The organism is Kineococcus vitellinus, from assembly GCF_009906315.1.
Taxonomy (GTDB): Bacteria; Actinomycetota; Actinomycetes; order Actinomycetales; family Kineococcaceae; genus Kineococcus; species Kineococcus vitellinus.
The window spans coordinates 1-18,253 of sequence record NZ_JAAALL010000066.1 but is presented as its reverse complement, the minus strand read 5'-3'; the positions used below and the strand labels follow the sequence as shown (position 1 = coordinate 18,253).

Annotated in this window: 17 protein-coding genes; 7 read left to right on the top strand and 10 right to left on the bottom strand. The window is 75.4% G+C overall.

What is annotated here, in order from left to right; genetic code table 11:
• Positions 1-82 precede the first annotated feature (82 nt).
• The 4 genes from GTQ99_RS08400 to GTQ99_RS08385 all read right to left on the bottom strand — a co-directional run bounded on the left by GTQ99_RS08400 (position 83) and on the right by GTQ99_RS08385 (position 4,424).
• A complete protein-coding gene (locus GTQ99_RS08400; protein WP_166615290.1) occupies positions 83-1,324 on the bottom strand; it encodes a sugar ABC transporter substrate-binding protein in 1,242 nt (413 codons plus the stop codon).
• A gap of 69 nt (positions 1,325-1,393) precedes the next feature.
• A complete protein-coding gene (locus tag GTQ99_RS08395; RefSeq protein WP_166615289.1) occupies positions 1,394-2,416 on the bottom strand; it encodes a DUF6807 family protein in 1,023 nt (340 codons plus the stop codon).
• Positions 2,413-3,576, bottom strand: a complete 1,164-nt coding sequence (locus GTQ99_RS08390) for a Gfo/Idh/MocA family oxidoreductase (protein WP_166615288.1) — start codon at positions 3,574-3,576, stop codon at positions 2,413-2,415. Before GTQ99_RS08390 ends, GTQ99_RS08395 begins: the two co-directional genes overlap by 4 nt.
• Positions 3,573-4,424, bottom strand: a complete 852-nt coding sequence (locus tag GTQ99_RS08385) for a TIM barrel protein (protein WP_205707051.1) — start codon at positions 4,422-4,424, stop codon at positions 3,573-3,575. The genes GTQ99_RS08390 and GTQ99_RS08385 overlap by 4 nt, the downstream gene beginning before the upstream one ends.
• Positions 4,425-4,758: 334 nt before the next feature.
• Here GTQ99_RS08385 and GTQ99_RS08380 point away from each other — a divergent pair, with 334 nt between their 5' ends.
• Positions 4,759-5,883: a helix-turn-helix transcriptional regulator gene (locus tag GTQ99_RS08380; RefSeq protein WP_166615287.1), complete on the top strand. Its 1,125-nt coding sequence runs from the start codon at positions 4,759-4,761 to the stop codon at positions 5,881-5,883.
• Positions 5,884-6,151: 268 nt separating this feature from the next.
• Here the strand turns inward: GTQ99_RS08380 and GTQ99_RS08375 are convergent, their stop codons facing one another.
• Positions 6,152-7,237, bottom strand: a complete 1,086-nt coding sequence (locus GTQ99_RS08375; protein ID WP_166615286.1) for a hypothetical protein — start codon at positions 7,235-7,237, stop codon at positions 6,152-6,154.
• A gap of 129 nt (positions 7,238-7,366) precedes the next feature.
• Entirely contained in the window at positions 7,367-8,116 is a 750-nt protein-coding gene (locus GTQ99_RS08370; protein ID WP_166615285.1) for an SDR family oxidoreductase, read from the bottom strand.
• 101 nt (positions 8,117-8,217) lie between these two features.
• Between GTQ99_RS08370 and GTQ99_RS08365 the strand changes: the two genes are divergently transcribed.
• The gene (locus tag GTQ99_RS08365) at positions 8,218-9,078 is read left to right on the top strand and encodes an MmyB family transcriptional regulator (protein WP_166615284.1); all 861 of its coding nucleotides are present in this window, start codon (positions 8,218-8,220) and stop codon (positions 9,076-9,078) included.
• 11 nt (positions 9,079-9,089) lie between these two features.
• Here the strand turns inward: GTQ99_RS08365 and GTQ99_RS08360 are convergent, their stop codons facing one another.
• Positions 9,090-9,452, bottom strand: coding sequence for a transcriptional regulator (locus tag GTQ99_RS08360; protein ID WP_166615283.1), 363 nt, complete (start codon positions 9,450-9,452; stop codon positions 9,090-9,092).
• Positions 9,449-9,904 carry a hypothetical protein gene (locus GTQ99_RS08355; RefSeq protein WP_166615282.1) on the bottom strand — a complete coding sequence of 152 codons (456 nt, stop codon included), beginning with the start codon at positions 9,902-9,904 and terminating at the stop codon, positions 9,449-9,451. Before GTQ99_RS08355 ends, GTQ99_RS08360 begins: the two co-directional genes overlap by 4 nt.
• 185 nt (positions 9,905-10,089) lie before the next feature.
• Between GTQ99_RS08355 and GTQ99_RS08350 the strand changes: the two genes are divergently transcribed.
• Positions 10,090-10,443 (top strand): VOC family protein, encoded by a 354-nt coding sequence (locus GTQ99_RS08350; RefSeq protein ID WP_166615281.1) that lies wholly within the window; start codon positions 10,090-10,092, stop codon positions 10,441-10,443.
• A gap of 126 nt (positions 10,444-10,569) precedes the next feature.
• Here GTQ99_RS08350 and GTQ99_RS08345 read toward each other — a convergent pair whose 3' ends face one another.
• Entirely contained in the window at positions 10,570-11,469 is a 900-nt protein-coding gene (locus tag GTQ99_RS08345) for an AraC family transcriptional regulator (protein WP_166615280.1), read from the bottom strand.
• A 191-nt stretch (positions 11,470-11,660) separates the two neighbouring features.
• Here GTQ99_RS08345 and GTQ99_RS08340 point away from each other — a divergent pair, with 191 nt between their 5' ends.
• The 3 genes from GTQ99_RS08340 (at position 11,661) to GTQ99_RS08330 (ending at position 15,472) form a co-directional block, all read left to right on the top strand.
• Positions 11,661-12,476 (top strand): SDR family NAD(P)-dependent oxidoreductase, encoded by an 816-nt coding sequence (locus GTQ99_RS08340; RefSeq protein ID WP_166615279.1) that lies wholly within the window; start codon positions 11,661-11,663, stop codon positions 12,474-12,476.
• Positions 12,477-12,929: 453 nt separating this feature from the next.
• Positions 12,930-14,045 carry a sensor domain-containing diguanylate cyclase gene (locus GTQ99_RS08335; protein ID WP_166615278.1) on the top strand — a complete coding sequence of 372 codons (1,116 nt, stop codon included), beginning with the start codon at positions 12,930-12,932 and terminating at the stop codon, positions 14,043-14,045.
• Positions 14,046-14,173: 128 nt separating this feature from the next.
• A complete protein-coding gene (locus GTQ99_RS08330) occupies positions 14,174-15,472 on the top strand; it encodes an MFS transporter (RefSeq protein WP_166615277.1) in 1,299 nt (432 codons plus the stop codon).
• Positions 15,473-15,560: 88 nt separating this feature from the next.
• Here the strand turns inward: GTQ99_RS08330 and GTQ99_RS08325 are convergent, their stop codons facing one another.
• On the bottom strand, positions 15,561-16,778 hold the full coding sequence (locus GTQ99_RS08325) for an MFS transporter (protein ID WP_338074827.1): 1,218 nt from the start codon (positions 16,776-16,778) through the stop codon (positions 15,561-15,563).
• Between the two features lie 300 nt (positions 16,779-17,078).
• Here GTQ99_RS08325 and GTQ99_RS08320 point away from each other — a divergent pair, with 300 nt between their 5' ends.
• Entirely contained in the window at positions 17,079-18,119 is a 1,041-nt protein-coding gene (locus GTQ99_RS08320) for a diguanylate cyclase domain-containing protein (RefSeq protein WP_166615275.1), read from the top strand.
• Positions 18,120-18,253 lie beyond the last annotated feature (134 nt).

Below are 18,253 nucleotides of genomic sequence, written 5' to 3'. Positions count from 1 at the left end.
CGCCTCAACGCCGTGCTGCGCTCGCTGATCCTGCTGCCCTGGCTGCTGCCGGACATCTCTCCTCCTCCCTGCGGGTGCCGGCTCAGCCGTTGATCGCGCTCTGGGCGGCCTGCAGAGCGTCCGGCACGCTGGCCTGCCCGGTGATGACGGCGGCGATGGCGGTGGCCAGCTCGTCGCTGACCTTGGTCCACTTCAGCCCCGAGTCGCCGGTGAGGGACTTGGCGGTGGTGACGGTGTCGACGATGGACTGCATCTCCGGCTGCTGCTGCGCCAGCTGCTGCGCAGCCTCCTGGTTGCTGGGCACGGTGTTGCTGGTGGTGGCCATCTCCAGCTGCGTCTCGGGGGAGTTCAGGCACTGCACGATGCTGGCGGCGGCCTCCTCGCGCTCACCGCCGGTGCGCGGCACCGTCCACAGCTCACCGCCCAGCGGCGCCACCGGGGTGTCACCGGCCTGCGGGACGGGGATGGTGGTGCTGGCCCAGTCCAGGCCGGCGGTCTCCTCCAGGCTGGGGATCTGCCAGGGCCCGTTGATCATCATGGCGGCCTTGCCGGCGGCGAACTGGTCCTTGACGTCGGCCTGCGTCCAGTTGACCACCGACTGCGAGACGTAGCCCTTGGCGGCCAGGCCGGTGTAGAAGCTCAGCGCCTCCTGCGCCTCCGGGGCGGTCAGCTGCAGCTGCGAGCCGCCGTTGGACCACAGGAAGGGCACGAAGGTCCAGGTGCCTTCGGTGCCCGCGGCCGCGGAGTAGGCGAAGCCGTAGCGATCGGGGGTGGTGAGCTGGGCGGCGGCGGCTTCCAGCTCGGCCCAGGTGGTGGGGACGGCCAGACCGGCCTCCTGCAGCATCGTCGTGTTGTAGTACAGCACCAGGGTGTTGACGTTGGGCGCCAGGCCGTACAGCTCGTCCTCGTAGCGGCCGGTCTCCAGCACCGAGGGCAGGTAGGCGCTGGTGTCCACGCCGAGGTCGGACAGCGGCGCGAGCGCTCCGGTGGAGGCGAACTGCGGCAGGTCGGGGTTGTTGACCATCAGCACGTCCGGCAGCGACTTGGTCGAGATCTGCTGCAGCACCTTGGCGTTGTACTGCGCGGAGGGCACGCTGGACTGGGTGATGGTGGCCCCCACCTCCGCCGCGCAGTCCGACAACCGCTTCTGGGTGTTGCCGTGCGAGGGCTCGTCGGTGTAGTAGTCCAGAGCGGTCAGCTCCAGACCTCCACCGGAGGCGTCGGAGCCGGCGGAGTCGTCGGAGGAGCCCCCGCAGGCGGTGAGCAGGGCGAGGGGCAGGGCGAGCGCTGCGAGAGCGGCGCTGCGGCGGAACCTGGTGGTCATCGTCGACGTGCCTTCCTGGCGAGGTGCGGCGGGTGGTGGCTGAGCGGTGGGCGTCAGGCGTGGTGCGCGTCAGGTCCGGCGTGCGCCTGACGAGTCGGTGTCGGCGCCCGCAGTGCTGCCGGCGCCGGCGGTGTCGTCGGTGTCGTCGGTGTCGGCGGTGTCGGCGGTGTCGTGGGTGTGGGCGGCGTACGCGGTGTGGGCGCGCTCGAGGTCGGCGGCATCGCCGGGGTGGGCGAGCACGAGGGCGCGCGTGCGCTGGCGCAACCGCTCACCGGCGCCGAGGTCGCGGCCTTCGTGCATGAGCGGTGCGGTGGCCAGGAAGCCGAAGTCGTCGACGGCGGAGAAGACGTAGAAGGGGCTGGGGTAGCCGGCGTCGTCGGGGTGCTGCAGCAGGGCCACGCCGCCGCGGGCCGGATCGCCCGGCTCGTCGGTGCCCGCGCCGTCGACGGCGCCGCCGTAGGCGGCCCACGCCGCGCGCCGGCCGTGCACGGCGTCGCGTCCGACCCGCCCGCCCGCGCCCGAGATGGACTCGCCGGTCACCATCGCGCGGGCGGCGCGGTAGTTCAGTCCCGCGTAGCCGCCCCAGGTGGTCTGCGGCCACGGCGTGACCGACAGGTGCACGTCCTTGCTCGCCGTCCACGTCTGGTCCCAGTCCAGCGCCCAGCCACCGTCGACGCCGCTCGCGAGCGTGGCCGTCACCGAGCGCTGCTCGGACAGCAGCACCTGCCCGCCGGCGTCCACCCGCCAGGACAGCTGCTCGTGGATGCGCACGCCGTCGCCGGTGGCCTCGACGCGGTGCTCCTCGACGGTGCTGCGGCCCAGGCCGGCGCGGTTGCCGCCGTAGCCGGGGTGGTCCTCCCAGAAGAGGACGTCGTCGATGAACTTCCACGACCACCACAGGCCGTGGTGCCAGCGGTGGTCGTGCGGGGCGTGGGTGGTCAGGACGCCGCGGTGGGCCAGGGGCCGCAGCTCGTCGAAGTAGGGGTGGTTGGCGCTCGAGGACCACGAGCAGCCGGCCAGCGGCTGCCCCTGCGGGCCACGCAGCAGACCGCGGGCGTCGCCGGTCTGCTCGAAGGTGATCGACCCGCTCACGCCACGGCCTCCTGCACCGCTTCGTCCTGCAGGGGGTGCGGTGGCTGCCAGGCGGCGAAGCCGTGCGAGTAGCCGGTGCCGTAGTCGCCGTCGTAGCGGTCCCCCATGATCTCGGCGACCTGCACGACGCGGTGCTCGGCGCTGGACCGGTAGGTGGCCTCCAGCACCGCCACGACGTTGAGGTTGTCCTGCACCGAGCACAGCGGAGCCGCCCCCGCGGCCAGGGCCTGGCGGAAGTGCGCCATCGTGAGGCCGAAGGCGTGCGGGAACCAGGTGCCGCGGGTGTGCGGGGCGATGGAGCGGCGCTCGACGTCGCCGCCGCCCCCGATGCGGCGGGAGACGACGACATCACCTTCGGGGCGCCAGTCCACCAGGCCCTCGGGCCCCTGCACCCACACCGCCTCGTCGCCGTGCCGCACCGGCTCGGTGCCGTAGTAGGTGCCGGTGGAGATCAGCACCAGTTGCAGGCCGCTGGGGTAGCGCAGCGCCAGGTGACCCCAGCCGTCGCTGGTGACGCCGGGCTGGCTGACGTCGTGACCGGTGAGGGCGTGCACGCTCAGCGGTGGGCCGAACAGCAGCTGCAGCAGGCCGAGGTGGTGGATGGACAGCCCCGCCGTCCACCAGCGCTCGTCCTTGCCGAACCAGGGGTGGTAGTCGGTGTCGAACTGGTACTGCGCCACCAGTTGCGCGTAGGAGGGTTCGCCGACGACGCGGTCCTGCAGCAGCGCGCTCGCCAGGGCGATGGCCGAGGGGGTGAAGCACATGTTCTGGTTGACCATGCCGACCACACCGGCCTGCTCGGCCACCTGCACCAGCTCCAGCGCCTCCGGGTAGCTCATGGCCAGCGGCTTCTGCACCAGGAACGGCTTGCCGGCGGCGGCGATCTGCTCCAGCACCGGCAACCGGGTCGCCCGGTGGTGGGGGGTGGCCAGGTCGACGACTCCCACCCGCTCGTCGGCCAGCAGGTCGGCCAGGCTCTCGTGGACGCTCGCGGTGGGGGTGTCGGCCAGCATGCGGGCGCGGGCGGCGGGGTCGGGGTCGTAGCCGGCCACGACCGGCTGCCCGTACAGGCGGTAGCCCTGCCGGTGGGGCACGGTGATGCTGCCCAGCCCGACCTGGCCGATCGCGAAGGCGCTCGACGCGCCCGCGGCGCCGCTCACCGCACGGCTCCCCACTGCTCGAGCAGGTCGGCGGAGGCGAGCACGGCCTCGTCGCCGGCGATCTCCAGCGTGGTGGCGCCGTCGAAGCCCGCGGCGAGGAGGGCGTCGAAGACGCCGCGGACGTCGATGACGCCCTGGCCCAGCGCGATCGTGGACATGCCGCAGCCGAACACCTTCCCGCGCCGGGCCTCCCACTCGGCGCCGAGGTCCTTCCAGTGCACGTGCCCGATGTGCTCGCCGAAGCGGCGCACGTACTCCAGCGGGTCGGCGCCGGCCAGCCAGCTGTTGCCGGTGTCGAGGTTGACGCCCAGCGCCGGGGAGGCGGCGCGTTCGAGGATCTCCTCCACGGCGTCGGGGTCGCCGGTGTAGGGGCCGTGCGGCTCCAGCAGGATCTTCACGCCGTGGTCCTGGGCCACCCGCAGCGGCTCGTGCAGCTTCTCCAGGATGCTGAAGAGCGCCTCCTGGCGCGTCAGGCGCCGACCGAAGTCGGTCTCGGGTTCGCCCTCGGTGGTGATCACGTGCGGCACGCCGATCGCCGCGGCCGCGCGGACGGCCTTGACGATCTCGGCGGTGCCGTAGCGCCAGGGAGCGCTGGCGTCCAGCAGGTCGGCGTGGGCGCAGAAGGAGGTGATGCTCAGGCCGCGTTCGGCGAACAGCCGGCGCAGGTCGTGGGGGTTGGCGTCCAGGCTGGCGACGGCGCTGAAGCCGAAGTGGTTGCCCAGCACGGCCCCGTCGCCGGTGTCGGTGACATCGGCGGTGCTGAAGCCCCAGTCCCGGATGCGGTCCAGCTGGTGGTCGAGGGTGGAGAAGGGGTCGACGAGGGCGAAGCACCCGACGGTGATGGCCACGAACTGCTCCTCGGAGGTGGTGGTGGGCGCCGCGGTGCGCCCTGTCCGGTGCCCCTCACCCTGCGGCAGGGCCGGCGGACGTGTCGTCCACTCTCGTTCGCTGACCGATGTCGAACACGACCCCGGGAGCCGGTGACCGCGGGCGGTCACCCGGGAGCGTTGCGGACGGTTCTGCGGGCGCCCTACCCTGGAGCTGCGGCAACGCCTCCACCAGCGACGATGCTGCGGCGACGTCGACGGACCGGGCCGGCGGCCTCGGCGGGGGCGGGAGCGCAGCCGCCCGCCGGTGACCGATCGTCGACGGGTCAGCCGGCACGAGCGGACGGTGGAGCACATGGCGGGGCGGGAAGCGGCGATGTTCCGCGGTTCCGACGGCACCTACCGCGACGACCCCAGCGCGCCGCTGCGCCGTGCCGGTGCCCGCGGTGACATCGGCCTGTGGGCCTGGGGCCGCAACGCCTACCCCGGCGCCCTGCTGGAGGACGGCGTGCTGCCGGGGGTGCTCAGCACCGGGTTGTGGGAGGTCACCGCCGATCAGGACTGGGGCCTGGACTGGCACCTGAACGAGGGCGTCGAGGTCACCTTCGTCACCCACGGGCGGGCCGGCTTCTCCACCGAGGACACCCAGCAGGACCTGCAACGGGGCTGGGTGAGCGTGACCCGTCCCTGGCAGCGGCACCGCATCGGCCTGCCGACGGTGACGGCCTGCACGCTGGGCTGGTTCATCCTCGACGTCGAGGCGCTGCTGCCCAACCAGAGCTGGCGGTGGCCGGGGTGGCTACCGCTGCCGCAGCAGGACCTGGAACGCCTGGCGGCGCTGCTGCGCGGTTCGGACCGCTCGGTGTGGCGGGCCGGCACCGGGCTGGTGCGCGCCACCGAGCGGATGGAACGCACCATGCGTGAGCAGACCCGCCGCACCACCACGCACCTGGGTCTGCGGATCAGCGAGGTCCTGCTGGAGCTGATCGACGTGATGGAGCGCGAGGAGCCGGAACTGGACCCGCACTTCGCCTCCGCCGAGCGGTCCGTCACCGCCTTCCTCAAGGCGCTGCCCTCGCACGTGGCGGAAGCGTGGAGCGTGGACTCGATGGCCCGCCAGTGCGGCTTGGGCCGTACCCGCTTCATCTACCACTGCCGGCAGGTGGTCAACGCGACCCCGATGGACTACCTGACCGGTTTGCGCGTCGAGCGGGCGCTGGAACTGCTGATCAGCACCGACCTGACGATCTCCGAGGTCGCCCTGGCGTGCGGCTTCTCCTCCAGCCAGTACTTCGCCACCGTCTTCCGCCAGCACTACGACCGCTCTCCGCGCGATGCCCGCCGCGCCGGAGCAGGATCGACGACACGACGATCGGCCGCACCCGCACCCGCCCCACCCGGAGCAGCGGGGGCAGCGGCGAGGAGGGCGCCGGGAGCCTCCCGCCGGACCTCCTGGCGAGCCGGTGGTGCGAGGCGGTAGAGGTCGATCTCGTTGCCGTGCACCTCCGCGGTGTCCCGGGGCGTGACCCGCGACTCGACAGCGGTGCGCACCAGCTGCAGCGGGTCGCGGTCGGCGTCACCGGGTTCTTCGTCCCCGAAGCGTGCGGGACCCGGCCCCTGGACCGGCGGGTCGTGGTGCGTCCGCAGCGGCGCGTCCGTGCCGGTGACCGCAGGACCTCCAGCGCGCTGGACGTCGAGGACCACGGGACAGGACGCCCACCGGCCGCCCGTGCCGCCGCACGCGTCGCTCACGCGTCGAGCAGGCGGAGCGTGGCGCGCACCGCGGCCGCCGCCGCGGCCGGCGGGCGCCGCCCCAGACCGCACGAGGTCGCCACGTCCACCCGCCTGCCCAGGGCGTCCTCGACGACGGCGAGGAGGCGCACCTGCTCCTCGATGGGCTGCTCCTCGTGGGCCAGGCCGGCGATCAGCTGCACGTGCTCGGGCACGACGGCGCGCAGGGCACGCAGCGGGGCGTAGAAGGCGGGGTCCGCGGGGGGCGTGCCGTCGCCGCCGGAGAGCGGCAGGTGCACGAACTCCAGGGGCCGTCCCGCCGGCCAGGCGCGGACCAGCGCGGTGGTCAGCCGGGCCAGGGGCGCCGCGCTGGGCAGCTGCCGCAGGGCGCGGTGCCCCAGGTCCCCCAGGCACAGGTGCACCCCGAAGCGGGTCCCCGGCGGAGCTTCGGCGACCTGACGCACCACCAGGGCGGCCAGCACCCGCGCCAGCGCGGGCCGCGCCGGGGCGGGTGCGGCGGTGAGGGCCACGAGCTCGGCGGGCAGCTCCAGCTGGAAGACGACCGAGGTGCCGGCGCCGGCGACCGCCCTGGCGATCTCGCGGCCCAGCGCGCGGCGCACGACGGCGGCCGTGCGCGGCACGCCCGCGGCCCCGAAGGCGAACAGCGCCACGTCCAGGTGGCCCGGCAGGCCCACCTGCAGCGGCAGGTCGGGAGTCGCCGGGTGCGACGAGCGGGCGAGCAGCTCCAGCTCCTGCTCGGCGTGCTCGGCGATCCGCAGGTCCAGGTGCTCCGGCAGCAGGCGCCGGCCGCGCCGCAGCGCGAAGCGGTCGACGTCGTCGTAGCCGGTCCAGTCCCCCGAGCGCGTGCGCCGGAGCACCGGCTGCTGCGCCAGCCGCTGCACGACGGGCACGATCCACCGGGAGCGTTCGGCGGTCTCTCCCCCGCTGAGCCGGCGCACCCGCCCCGCGAGCTCGCCCACCTGCCAGGCCAGCGCCTCGGCGGCGTCGTGGAACTGGGGCAGGGTCCCCACCAGGTGCATGCGCCGCGCAGGGACGCCCGGCCGGCCGGCCTCGCCCGTCGCCGCGCCCGTCGCCTCGTCCACCACGGAGCACCCCACGTTCGTCGGCCGGCGTTCGAGGACGCAGTCTGCCGGGACCGGACCGCTCGCGGCCACCGGCGCGGCGGTCCGCGCGACCACGGCGCGGCCGGCGCCGGGTGGCGTGAGGTGCCCTCAGGGGCGCTGCGCGGCGGGGCGGACCACGACCTCGTTGACGTCGACGTCGTCCGGTTCGCCGACCGCGTAGGCGACCGCCCGCCCGATCGCCGAGGGCGCGATGGCGCTGCGGCGGTACTCGACCATCCCCGCGCTGGCCGCCGGGTCGGTGATGTGCTGAGCCAGTTCGCTCTCCACCACGCCCGGGCTGATGGTCGTGGCCCGCACCGTCGGCGGCAGGTCCTGGCGCAGGCCCTCCATCAGCGCCCACACCGCGTACTTGGTGGCGCAGTACACCGCGGCGGTGGGCACGACCTCGTGCGCCCCGATGGACGCTGTGGTCACGAAGTGCCCGGACCCCTGGCGCAGGAAGTGCGGCAGGGCCGCGGCGATCCCGTGCAGGACGCCCTTGACGTTGACGTCCACCATCCGGTCCCACTCCTGCGCCAGCAGCGAGGTCATCGGGGACAGCAGCATGACGCCGGAGTTGGCGACGAGGACGTCGAGGCGCCCGTGCTCGGCGACGACCGCGTCGACCACCCGGGCGTACGCCTCCGGGTCGGTGACGTCCAGGGCCGCGGTCGAGGCGCTCCCCCCGGTGCGGGTGATGTCGGCCGCGACCTGTTCGAGGCGGTCCTCGCGGCGGGCGGCGAGGACGACGTGGTGCCCGGCGCCGGCCAGTTCCCGGGCGACGGCTTCGCCGATGCCGCTGGAGGCGCCGGTGACGAGCACGGTCTTGCGTTCGGTGGTGTCGATCGGTTCGCTCATGACCACGACGGTGCCCGCGCGGACGGGGCGGGGGGAGACCGCGGTGAGGGTGGTAGCGCCACGACCACCCTCAGCGGCGCACCGCGGACTACGGTGGACCGGTGAGCGGTCTCGGGGAGTACCTGCGCGCACGCCGCGGTGAGCTGTCCCCCGCAGCGGCGGGTCTGCCGGCCGGGTCGCGCCGGCGGGTGCCGGGCCTGCGCCGCAGCGAGGTCGCGCTGCTGGCGGACATCAGCGTGGAGTACTACGTCCGGCTCGAACAGGGCCGCGAGCGCAACCCCTCGCCGGCCGTGCTCGACGCCCTCGTCCACGCGCTGCACCTGTCGCGCGACGGCGCCGAGCACCTGTACCGGCTGGCGGGCCTGGCTCCCGCCCCCGGCCTCGGGGCCGGCGGTCCCGAACGGGTCGACCCGCGGCTGGCCGGGTTGCTGGACGCCTGGCCGGCGACCCCCGCGCTGGTGCTCGGGCGCGCCCTGGACGTGCTGGCGACCAACGCCCTGGCCGAGGAGCTGTTCGGCGCCTTCCCGACCACCCGCAACCTCGTGGAGCTCGTCGTCCGCGACCCGCTGGCGCGCTCGCTCTACCCCGAGCGCGACGTCGTGGCGCGCGACAGCGTCGCCGCACTGCGCCTGGCCGACGGTGCGCACCCCGGTGACGCGCGCATCCGCGAGGTCCGCGAGCACCTGAGCACCGACCCCTGGTTCGCCAGTGCGTGGGAACGGCACGACGCGCGGGGCAAGACCGCTGAGCGCAAGCGGTTCGCCCACCCCCAGGCGGGCGAGCTGACGCTGCACGTGCAGACCTTCGACGTCCGCGGGGCGGCCGGGCAGCAGCTGGTGGTCTACCACGCCGACCCGGGTGGTCCCAGCGCGGACGGGGTGGCGCTGCTGGGCATCCTGGCCGCCCAGCGCGCCACCCCGCAGGGCCCCCGGGGTGCCTCCTCGGGCGCTGGACCGGCGTAGCGGCACGCCGTTCAGCGACGCGCGTCCACGTCCTGCTCCGCGGGTTCGTGCGCGTCGTCGTCCGCGTCGTCGTGCGCGAGCGCGGTCGGCGGCGCAGCCGCGACGATCTCCTGCAGCGCCGCGACGTGGGCCCGGTAGGCCCTGGTGCCCTGGCGGGTCAGCGACAGCCACACCCGGCGCGAGTCGGCGCCCAGGCGTTCCTGCTTGACGTACCCGGCGTCCAGCAGGGCTGCGACCTGCTTGCTCAGCGCCGACGGGCTCAGCTGCAGGTGCTCCTTGAGCACCTGCATCTCCAGCGTCGTGCCGGCCACGAGCATCGCGCAGATGCGCAGGCGGTGCGTCGGGTGGATCACCGGGTCCAGCTGCGCCTTCACCGGGGCCGCCGGCTGCTCCGCGGGGCGGGACCGGTGGACCTGCGGTGCGCCACGGCGCCGGCCAGGTACAGGCCGGCGGCCGCGATCGCGAGCACGGGCACCGGCCAGCTGCGTGCGGTGACGTCGCCGAGCAGCAGGGCGGCGAGCACGCAGGCGCCCGCGGCGGTGACCGCGCCCAGGAACAGGCGCGAGGTGGGCAGCGCCCAGGGGGTGCCCATCCGGTAGCCGGCCACCAGGTTGACGCCCACGACGACCAGGGCGACGAGCAGGAAGGCCCGGGTGCGGTGCTGCTCCAGCAGGGGGGTCAGCGCCATCGCGCCCAGCAGCAGCGCGTTGGCCGGGTAGAGCCAGGTGGGCCAGGGGGTGTCGCGCACGGCCCGCTGCGCCTGGTGGATGCCCGCCAGCGCTGCGCGGGCCTGGTCGGGGTCGGGTCTCGCTCCAGTGCTTTCCATGACGGCAATCATCTCAGACGGTTTCCGTGATGGCAACGGTTGAGGAGGTGGAAATCGATGGCCACGTCGCGCCTCCCCGACCGCGCACAGGTGCGGTCGCGGAGGCTGGCGCCGAGCCGACCACGACCCCGGCCGGTGGGGACCTCGACTGGCGGCCGCCGGCAGCCGTGCGCTGTGATGCGCTCATGAGCGCTCCCTCCCGCTTCAAGGACCTCTGCCTCGACGCCCGCGACCACCAGGCCGTGGCGGACTGGTGGTGCCGGGCGATGGGCTACCGCCGACACGTCGGGCCGGACGGTCCCCGCCCGGTGTCCGACCCGGTGCCGATCGTCGATCCCACCGGCGCGGGACCGCTGCTGTGGGTGGTTCCCGTCCCCGAGGCGAAGGTGGTCAAGAACCGCATGCACCTCGACGTCGTCGGCGACGTCGAGGAGCTGCTCGCGCTGGGCGCCGTCATGGTCCTGCCTCGCGGGGAGGACCGGGCCTGGGACGTGCTCGCCGACCCGGAGGGCAACGAGTTCTGCGTCTTCGCACCCTGAGCGAGGATCAGGACCGGGCGGGCACGCGCGACGGACGGTCCAGGACGCGGCCGCAGGTGCCGGCCCGGGGAACCACCGGAACCCTCCGCAACCCGGGCAACCCGGGCAACCCGGGCAACCCGGTCCTCACACCCCGGCGTACGCCTGCGCCCGCAACCGCGCCGCGTCCTGCCCCGGTGGCAACCCGAACAACCGGCGGTACTCGCGGCTGAACTGCGAGGCGCTGCCGTAACCGACCGCGTGACCGGCGCCGGCGACGTCCGCCGGATCGGCCAGCAGCCGCAACCGCGCCTGCTGCAGGCGGATCCGCTTCTGGAACTGGATCGGGCTCATGGCCGTGACCGCGGCGAAGGCGCGGTGGAAGGCCGAGGGGCTCATCGCGGCCACCTGCGCCAGCTCCTGCACCCGCAGCGGCTGGGCGTAGTGCTCGCGCAGCCAGCGCACCGCCCGGGCGATGCTGGACAGGCTGCTGTCGGCCAGCCCCAGCTGGCGCACGGCCTCCCCGTGCGGCCCGGTGATCAGCAGCCACAGGATCTCCCGCTCGATCAGCGGTGCCAGCACCACCTGGTCGCGCGGGCGCTCCAGCAGGCGCAGCATCCGCACCACCGCGTCGATGAGGTCGGGGCCCGCGTCGCTGACGGTGAGGGCGAAGGGTGCGGCTGCACCCCGCGGGGTGCCGGACGGGTTCCGCGCCGCGGGGTGCAGCAGCAGCTCGGCGATGAGCGCCGGCTTCAGCGTCAACCCGAACCCGAGGGCCGGCTCCGCCGCGCTCGCTCCGGTGAACTCGCCGGTGACCGGCAGGTCGAGGGAGGCCACGACGTACTGCCCGGCGCCGTAGCGGAGCTCACGGTCGTCGAACACCAGCGTCTTCTCGCCCTGCGCGATGACGGCGAGCACGGGGCCGCCCACCGGGGCTGCCGGGGCGGCAGGAGCGGTCGTCCGCGCGACGTGGACGCCCTCGACGGCCGTGGTGGTGGCGGGGCTGGCGTGGCGGGTGATCAGCCGGCGCAGCTCGGCGAGGCTCATGCCCGTCAGTGAACCACCCACCCGGCGCTCCCGGGCACCCCCTCGAGCACGCGACCCGCACGTGCCCGTCCGGAGCGGAGCAGGATCGTGCAAGGACCGGCGAGCAATCGTCTAGGACGGGCGCGCGTGCGGCGCTGCACTGGAACCGGCACCGCGAGCAGGCACCAGCCACCACGACCACCGGAGGAACCATGCCCACCGCTCCCACCCCCGCGTCCGGCACCGCGTCCGACACCGAGTCCGGCACCGCATCCGTCACCCTCGTCACCGGGGCCAGTTCCGGCATCGGGCAGGGCGCCGCGCTCGAGGTCGCCCGGCAGGGCGCCGGCGTCGTCCTGACCTACCGCGGGAACCCCGACGGCGCGGAGGAGACCGTCCAGCGGATCGAGGAGTTCGGCGGCACCGCCGTCGCCCTGCCCCTGGACACCGCCCGGACCGAGACCTTCCCCGCCTTCGCCGAGGAGGTCTCCCGAGCGCTGCAGGAGACCTGGGGCTCGCGCGCCCTCACCGGGCTGGTCAACAACGCCGGCTCCGCGCGCCCGGCCGCGTTCGCGGACACGACCGAGGCCGTCGTCGACGAGCTCGGCGACGTCCTGTTCAAGGGCCCCTTCTTCCTCACCCGGGCCCTGCTGCCCCTGCTGGCCGACGGCGCCTCCATCGTCAACGTCGGCAGCAGCTCGACCCGCCCCTTCGGGATGACGCCCGGTTTCTCCGCCTACGCCGCGTTCAAGGGCGCGGTCGTGGTCTGGAGCCGCTACCTGGCCAAGGAACTGGGTGGGCGCGGCATCCGGGTCAACACGGTCGCGCCGGGCCCGACGCGCACCCGCCTGGGCGGTGACGCGTTCGCCCGCCACCCGGAGCTCATCGCACCGCTGGCCGCGAACACCGCCCTGGGCCGCATCGGCGAGGGCGCGGACGTCGGCAGGGTGATCGCCTTCCTGCTCTCCGAGCAGGCCGGGTGGATCACCGGCCAGGACATCGACGTCTCCGGCGGCTACGACCTCTGAGCACGCGCCCCGACGCGCCCGCGGCCACCCGGACCGCGTGCTCCACCGCCACCCGCCGCAGCAGCCACCGCCGCGACACCCCGGCCGGGTGCGCCCGGGAATTCCTCCATCCCCCGCGCCGTCCTGCCCCTCGTGCGCGATCAGCGCTCCGGGCAGGTCGTCGCCACCACCTCCGCCGCCGGGCTGAGCGGTCAGGGGTTCTGCGCCGCCCACGCCGACTCCACGTCCGCCCCGGAGGGGTGGATGCGATCGCTGCGCTTCGCCCCGGCCCCTCCGGCACCTCCACGACGGCCGTCCAGCCGGGCTCCTCCCGCACCGAGCTGCTGGTCGAGGGCTCCTCCACCACCTGGCCCGAGCGGGCCGCGGCCGCCGCCCGACCGCTGGACCCCTCGACCGTCGAGCCGGTGGTTCCGGTCCCTTGTCCGGCGGGCGGGGCTCGGGGAGCATGACGGCATGTCATCAGCATCCCGGCCCTCGGCGCGGTCACCGGCAGACCCCTCACCAGCTCTGGACGCGGAGCGGGCCGCGACGGCGCGGCGCGCGGCGCTGGAGCAGGCGGTGCGGGCGGGCCAGGACAGCGACGGCCTGGAGCGGCTGGTGCGCATGGCCGCCCGGGTGCTGGACGTGCCGGTGGCGATGGTCTCCTTCGTGGCCGCCGACCGCGAGATCATCCAGGCCGCGGTCGGGCTCCCCGAGCCCTGGGCCTCGCTGCGCTCCACCCCGCTCAGCCACTCCCTGTGCGCCCAGGTCGTGCGCCTGCGCGGGCCCGTCATCCTCTTCGACGCGCGCACCGACCCGGCCTACCGCCGGCACGCGGCCGTGGTCGAGATGGGCGCCGGCGCCTACGCCGGGTACCCCGTGCAGCACGAGGAGCACACCCTGGGCGCCTTCTGCGCCGCCGACTTCGTGCCCCGCGCGTGGTCGGCCCACGACCTGCAGCTGCTGGAGGACCTGGCCGCCGCGGCCTCCGACGAGCTCAGCCTGCGCATCGCCCTGCAGGAGCTGCAGGACTCGCGCGAGCGGCTGCAGCAGCTGGCCGCGCAGCTGCGCACGCAGTCGCGCACCGACGCGCTCACCGGCGTGGCCAACCGCCGCCGCTTCGAGGAACGCCTCGTCGAGGAGATCGCCCGCCTGCACCGCCACCCCGGCGAGCTGGCGCTGGTCCTCGTCGACGTCGACGACTTCAAGCAGGTCAACGACAGCGCCGGTCACCAGGCCGGCGACACCGTCCTGGCGGAGATCGCGGCGCGCACCTCGGGGGTGCTGCGCCGCACCGACCTGCTGGCCCGCCTGGGCGGTGACGAGTTCGCCGTGCTGCTGCCCGACGCCGACGCCGCGGCCGCCGCCCGGCTGGCGCAGCGGGTGCGCCGCGTCGTCGCCGCCCGCCCCATCGCCGACCTGCGCGTCACCGTCAGCACGGGCACCGCCGCCTACGTGCCCTCCCGCGGGCCCGACCAGTTCTACGCCGACGCCGACGCGGCCCTGTACGAGGCCAAGGGCGCACGGCGCGCAGCCGCTGGACCAGCGGCCGACGACCCCTCGACCGCGAACGGCCCCGGCGCCGGCTGATCCGCGCGCGGGGAAATGCCCGTGGCGGACGCCTGCCGCTGGCATGCTCGCCCAGGGCGGGCGCAGGCGCCCCGGGCACCGTGGACCGCCGGCGAGAGCCGCACGAGCACGACGAGCGAGAGCGATCGATGACGACACCACCCGGCTCCGGCGAGGCCGCGAGCAGGCCGCCCGGCGCAGCCGTCGGCACGGCGGAGCAGCGGCTGCTGCAACGCCGCGTCGTGCAGGTCCTGGCCGCCGGGCAGGTCCTGGGCGGGCTGGGCACCGGCGCCACCCTCAGCCTCGGAGCGCTGCTGATCACCGACGTCGCGGGCTCCCCGGCCTGGTCGGGCATGGCCGCGACGATGAGCACCCTCGGCGCTGCCGCGCTGGCCGTGCCGCTGGCCCGGCTGGCCCGGGCCCGGGGGCGGCGCACCTCCCTGAGCACCGGCGCGCTCCTCGCCGTCGCGGGAGCGCTCGCGGTCGTGGCCGCCGCCGTCGCCGGCAGCCTGCCGGCGCTGCTCGCCGGGGTGCTCCTGCTGGGGGCCGGGCAGGCGCTGAACCTGCAGGCGCGCTTCGCGGCCACCGACCTGGCCACCGAGGACACCCGCGGGCGGGACCTGTCGCTGGTGGTGTGGTCCACCACCCTGGGCGCCGTGGCCGGGCCCAACCTGTTCGGACCCGGTGAGGCCGTCGGCCGGGCCCTGGACCTGCCGGCGCTGACCGGCGGTTTCGTCATCGCCGCCGCCGCGCAGGCCCTCAGCGCCGCCGTCTACCTGCTGGGCCTGCGCCCCGGTCCGCTGCGGGTGGCCGGCGCGCCGCCCGCACCGGCCACCGCGCTCGCGGGGGACGCGCCCGCGCGCGAGGGGGCGCTGAGCACGCTGCGCACCTCGCCGGCCGCCCGGCGGGCGGTGCTCACGGTGGCGGGCAGCCACGCGGTGATGGTGGCGCTGATGTCCATGACCCCGGTGCACCTGAGCGAGCACGGCGCCTCGCTGAGCGTGGTGGGCCTGACGATCAGCCTGCACGTGGCCGGGATGTACGCCCTCTCGCCGGTCTTCGGCACCCTGAGCGACCGGCTCGGCGCCCGGGCGGTCGTCCTGGGCGGGCAGGGGCTCTTCCTGGCCGCGCTCGTCCTCTCGCTGCTCGGCGCCGACGGCACCGGCGTGGTCACGGCCGGCCTGGTGCTGCTGGGCCTGGGCTGGTCGGCCTCCACCGTCGCGGGCTCCACCCTCGTCACCGGCGCGGTGCCGCCGGCGCAGCGGCCCGCCCTGCAGGGCGCGTCGGACGCGCTGATGAGCCTGGCCGGCGCCGTGGGCGGGGCGGTGGCGGGGCCGGTGCTGGCCCGCGTCGGCTTCGAGGGGCTGGCCGCCGCCCTGCTCGTGCTGGTCGCCGCGGTCACCCTGCTGCAGCGCGAGGACCGCACCCCCGCGACAGCGCCGCGCTGAGGGGGCGCACGAACCCCCCGCCCGGCTGCGGGGGTCCGGTGGCGAGGTCGCGGGCCGACGAGGACCTCGACCCGCGGTCGCCCGGGGATCAGCGCGCGGGGCGCGCGGCGAGGAAGCGTCCCAGCAGCAGGGTCGCCAGACCGCTCACGACGGTCAGCACCAGGCCGAGGCGCAAGCTCGCGCTGTCCGCGACGAAGCCGATGACCGGCGGGCTGAGCAGGAACCCCACGCGCATCGCCCAGTTCACCAGCGACAGGCCCAGGCCGTGGGGCAGCCCGGGCAGTTCGTCGGCGGCGTGGAAGGCCGCCGGGATGAGCGTGGCCACACCCGCACCGGCCAGCGCGAAGCCCACCAGGGTCGAGGGCACCGACGGCCACGCCAGCGCCACCGCCATGCCCAGGGCGGTCACGGCTCCGCCGGCACGAGCGACGCGGCGCTGCCCGAACCTGTCGATGACGCGGTCCCCGGTCAAGCGCGCGATCGTCATCGCCACCATCAGCGCCAGGTACCCGGTACCGGCCACCCCGGCGCTCGCGGAGAGCTCGTCGCGCAGGTAGATGGCGCTCCAGGACGAGCCGGCGTCCTCCACGACGCTGCCGCAGACGGCGATCAGCCCCAGGGCGAGGAGCACCACGACCGCCCTGCGGCGGCCGGTGGAGGCGCCCGAGGGCTCAGCGCGCCCACCCCCCTCACCGTGCTCGTCGCCCGCGGGCCCCGGCGCGGGCCGGTCGGGACCGGGCAGCATCCAGCGCTGCAGCAGCAGGGCCACCGCGACGAAGACCGCGGCGGTCACCCACATCTGGCTCGCCAGCGGCACCGCCAGCGCGGCGGCCGCGGACCCCAGCACCGCTCCCGTGGCAGCTCCCACGCTCCACAGGCCGTGGAAGGAGTTCAGGATGGAGCGCCCGTAGGCGCGCTGCACCCGCAACCCGTGGGCGTTCTGCGCCACGTCCACGAGCGCGTCGACGATGCCGGCGAGGAAGAGGGCCACCGCGAGCAGGGGCCAGGACGGGGCCGAGACGGCGGCGGACAGCGCCAGCGCGAGCAGCACCAGGCCGGAGCAGGCGGTGACCGCGGAACCGAACCTGCGCAGCAGCACCGAGGAGAGCGGAGCGGCCAGGAAGCTGCCCATCGGCAGGGCGGCGATGGCGATGCCCAGCGTGGCGTTGCTGATGCCCAGGCCGTCGCGCAGGTCCGGCAGGCGCGGCACGAGGCTGGCGTAGAAGACGGCGTTGAGGAAGAAGCACCCCGCCACGGCGGCGCGCGCCCGCCGCAGCGCAGCGGCGGGAGCGGGTGGGGTGGTCACGGGCGAGGGTGCACTGGCAGGCATGGGGGGTTCGGGCTCCCGGTCGCAGGGTCGCCGGTCAGGCTACGGGAAGCGCCCCGAGCTCACGGGCGGCGAGCAGCGCGTCGCACGCACCACCCGCTCGGCCGATCGGGCGGTGCCGCAGCGCAGCCGAAGCTCCCTGGGACGGCGACCCGCCGGCGCGGCGCCCGGGACGAGCAGGCAGGACGAGCAGGCAGGACGAGCGGGGACCGCGGCCACCGGCCGCAGCAGGTGCAGCAGCGAACGCGTCGAGCGACCGGCGCACCAGGAGGGGCGATCGTGCCACGCAGCGACCACCCCGGGGGCGCGACCCGGAACCGCTCCGCTGCAGGTGCACAGGCACCGGCTGGAGCGCCCTTCCCGGACTTCGCCGCCGCCGCCCAGCAGTCGCTGGGCACGCTGAGGGAGCTCAGCGGCATGCGGTTGTGGATGCTCACCCGGGTGCTCGGCCCCGACCAGCTGGTGCTGGCGGCCCTGGACGACTCCACCGCCCCCGCGGACGCCCCGCGCGCCGCACCGGGGACGGTGCTCCCCTGGGGCACCTCGCTGTGCCGGGCCATGGTGGCCGGCGCCGGCCCCACCACCGCTCCCGACCTGCGGCAGGTCCCCGCCTACGCCCAGTCGCTGAACGCGCAGCAGGCGGGCATCCGCGCCTACGTCGGCGCACCCCTGCACGGCGGCGACGGGCGGCTGTTCGGCACCCTGTGCGCCTTCGACGACCGGCCGCGGCCGGACAGCCTGCACGCCCTGGCGCCGCAGGTGCACCTGACCGCGCGGCTGCTGTCGACCGTGCTGGAGCTGGAGATGCGCGCGGAGCACCAGCGCCGCCTCGCCGAGCACGCCCTGCAGGTCGCCGAGCAGGACGCGCTGACCGGTCTGCCCAACCGCCGCGCCTGGGACCGGGCGCTGGCCCGCGAGCAGGCCCGCTGCACCCGCTACGGGCACCCGGCCAGCGTCGTCGTCGTCGACCTCAACGGCTTCAAGGCCGTCAACGACACCCGCGGGCACCCGGCCGGCGACGAGCTGCTGCGCGCCTGCGCCGACCGGCTGCGCTCCGGCACCCGCGCCGGGGACCTGGTGGCCCGCCTGGGCGGAGACGAGTTCGCCCTCCTGCTGCCCGAGTGCGACGCCGCCGGCGCCGCGCGCGAGCTGGAGCGGGTGCGCGCCGGGCTGGCCTCGGCGGGCATCGACGCGGCCGCCGGCGTGGCCACCCGCACGAGCGCCGGGGACCTGGTGGGCACCTGGCACCAGGCCGACGCGGCCATGTACGCCGTGAAGCACGGCGCCGAGCGCGATGCCGAGCACAGCGGCTCCCGCTGACGCGGGGCTTCAGGTGCTCCCCCCGCCGCTCGATGAGCAGGGGTGACCACGGTCGAACCGGCACGCCCGAGCGCAACCGCGCCAGCACCAGCACCCGCCGGCGTGGCGCCGGTGGGCACCCCCGCACCCCCGCC

What these genes read in the sequence shown, in the direction of transcription:
- GTQ99_RS08400 (WP_166615290.1), bottom strand. Translation starts at nt 1,324, where the DNA reads ATGACCACCAGGTTCCGCCGCAGCGCCGCTCTCGCAGCGCTCGCCCTG.
- GTQ99_RS08380 (WP_166615287.1), top strand. Translation starts at nt 4,759, where the DNA reads ATGGCGGGGCGGGAAGCGGCGATGTTCCGCGGTTCCGACGGCACCTAC.
- GTQ99_RS08370 (WP_166615285.1), bottom strand. Translation starts at nt 8,116, where the DNA reads ATGAGCGAACCGATCGACACCACCGAACGCAAGACCGTGCTCGTCACC.
- GTQ99_RS08355 (WP_166615282.1), bottom strand. Translation starts at nt 9,904, where the DNA reads ATGGAAAGCACTGGAGCGAGACCCGACCCCGACCAGGCCCGCGCAGCG.
- GTQ99_RS08350 (WP_166615281.1), top strand. Translation starts at nt 10,090, where the DNA reads ATGAGCGCTCCCTCCCGCTTCAAGGACCTCTGCCTCGACGCCCGCGAC.
- GTQ99_RS08345 (WP_166615280.1), bottom strand. Translation starts at nt 11,469, where the DNA reads ATGAGCCTCGCCGAGCTGCGCCGGCTGATCACCCGCCACGCCAGCCCC.
- GTQ99_RS08340 (WP_166615279.1), top strand. Translation starts at nt 11,661, where the DNA reads ATGCCCACCGCTCCCACCCCCGCGTCCGGCACCGCGTCCGACACCGAG.
- GTQ99_RS08335 (WP_166615278.1), top strand. Translation starts at nt 12,930, where the DNA reads ATGTCATCAGCATCCCGGCCCTCGGCGCGGTCACCGGCAGACCCCTCA.
- GTQ99_RS08330 (WP_166615277.1), top strand. Translation starts at nt 14,174, where the DNA reads ATGACGACACCACCCGGCTCCGGCGAGGCCGCGAGCAGGCCGCCCGGC.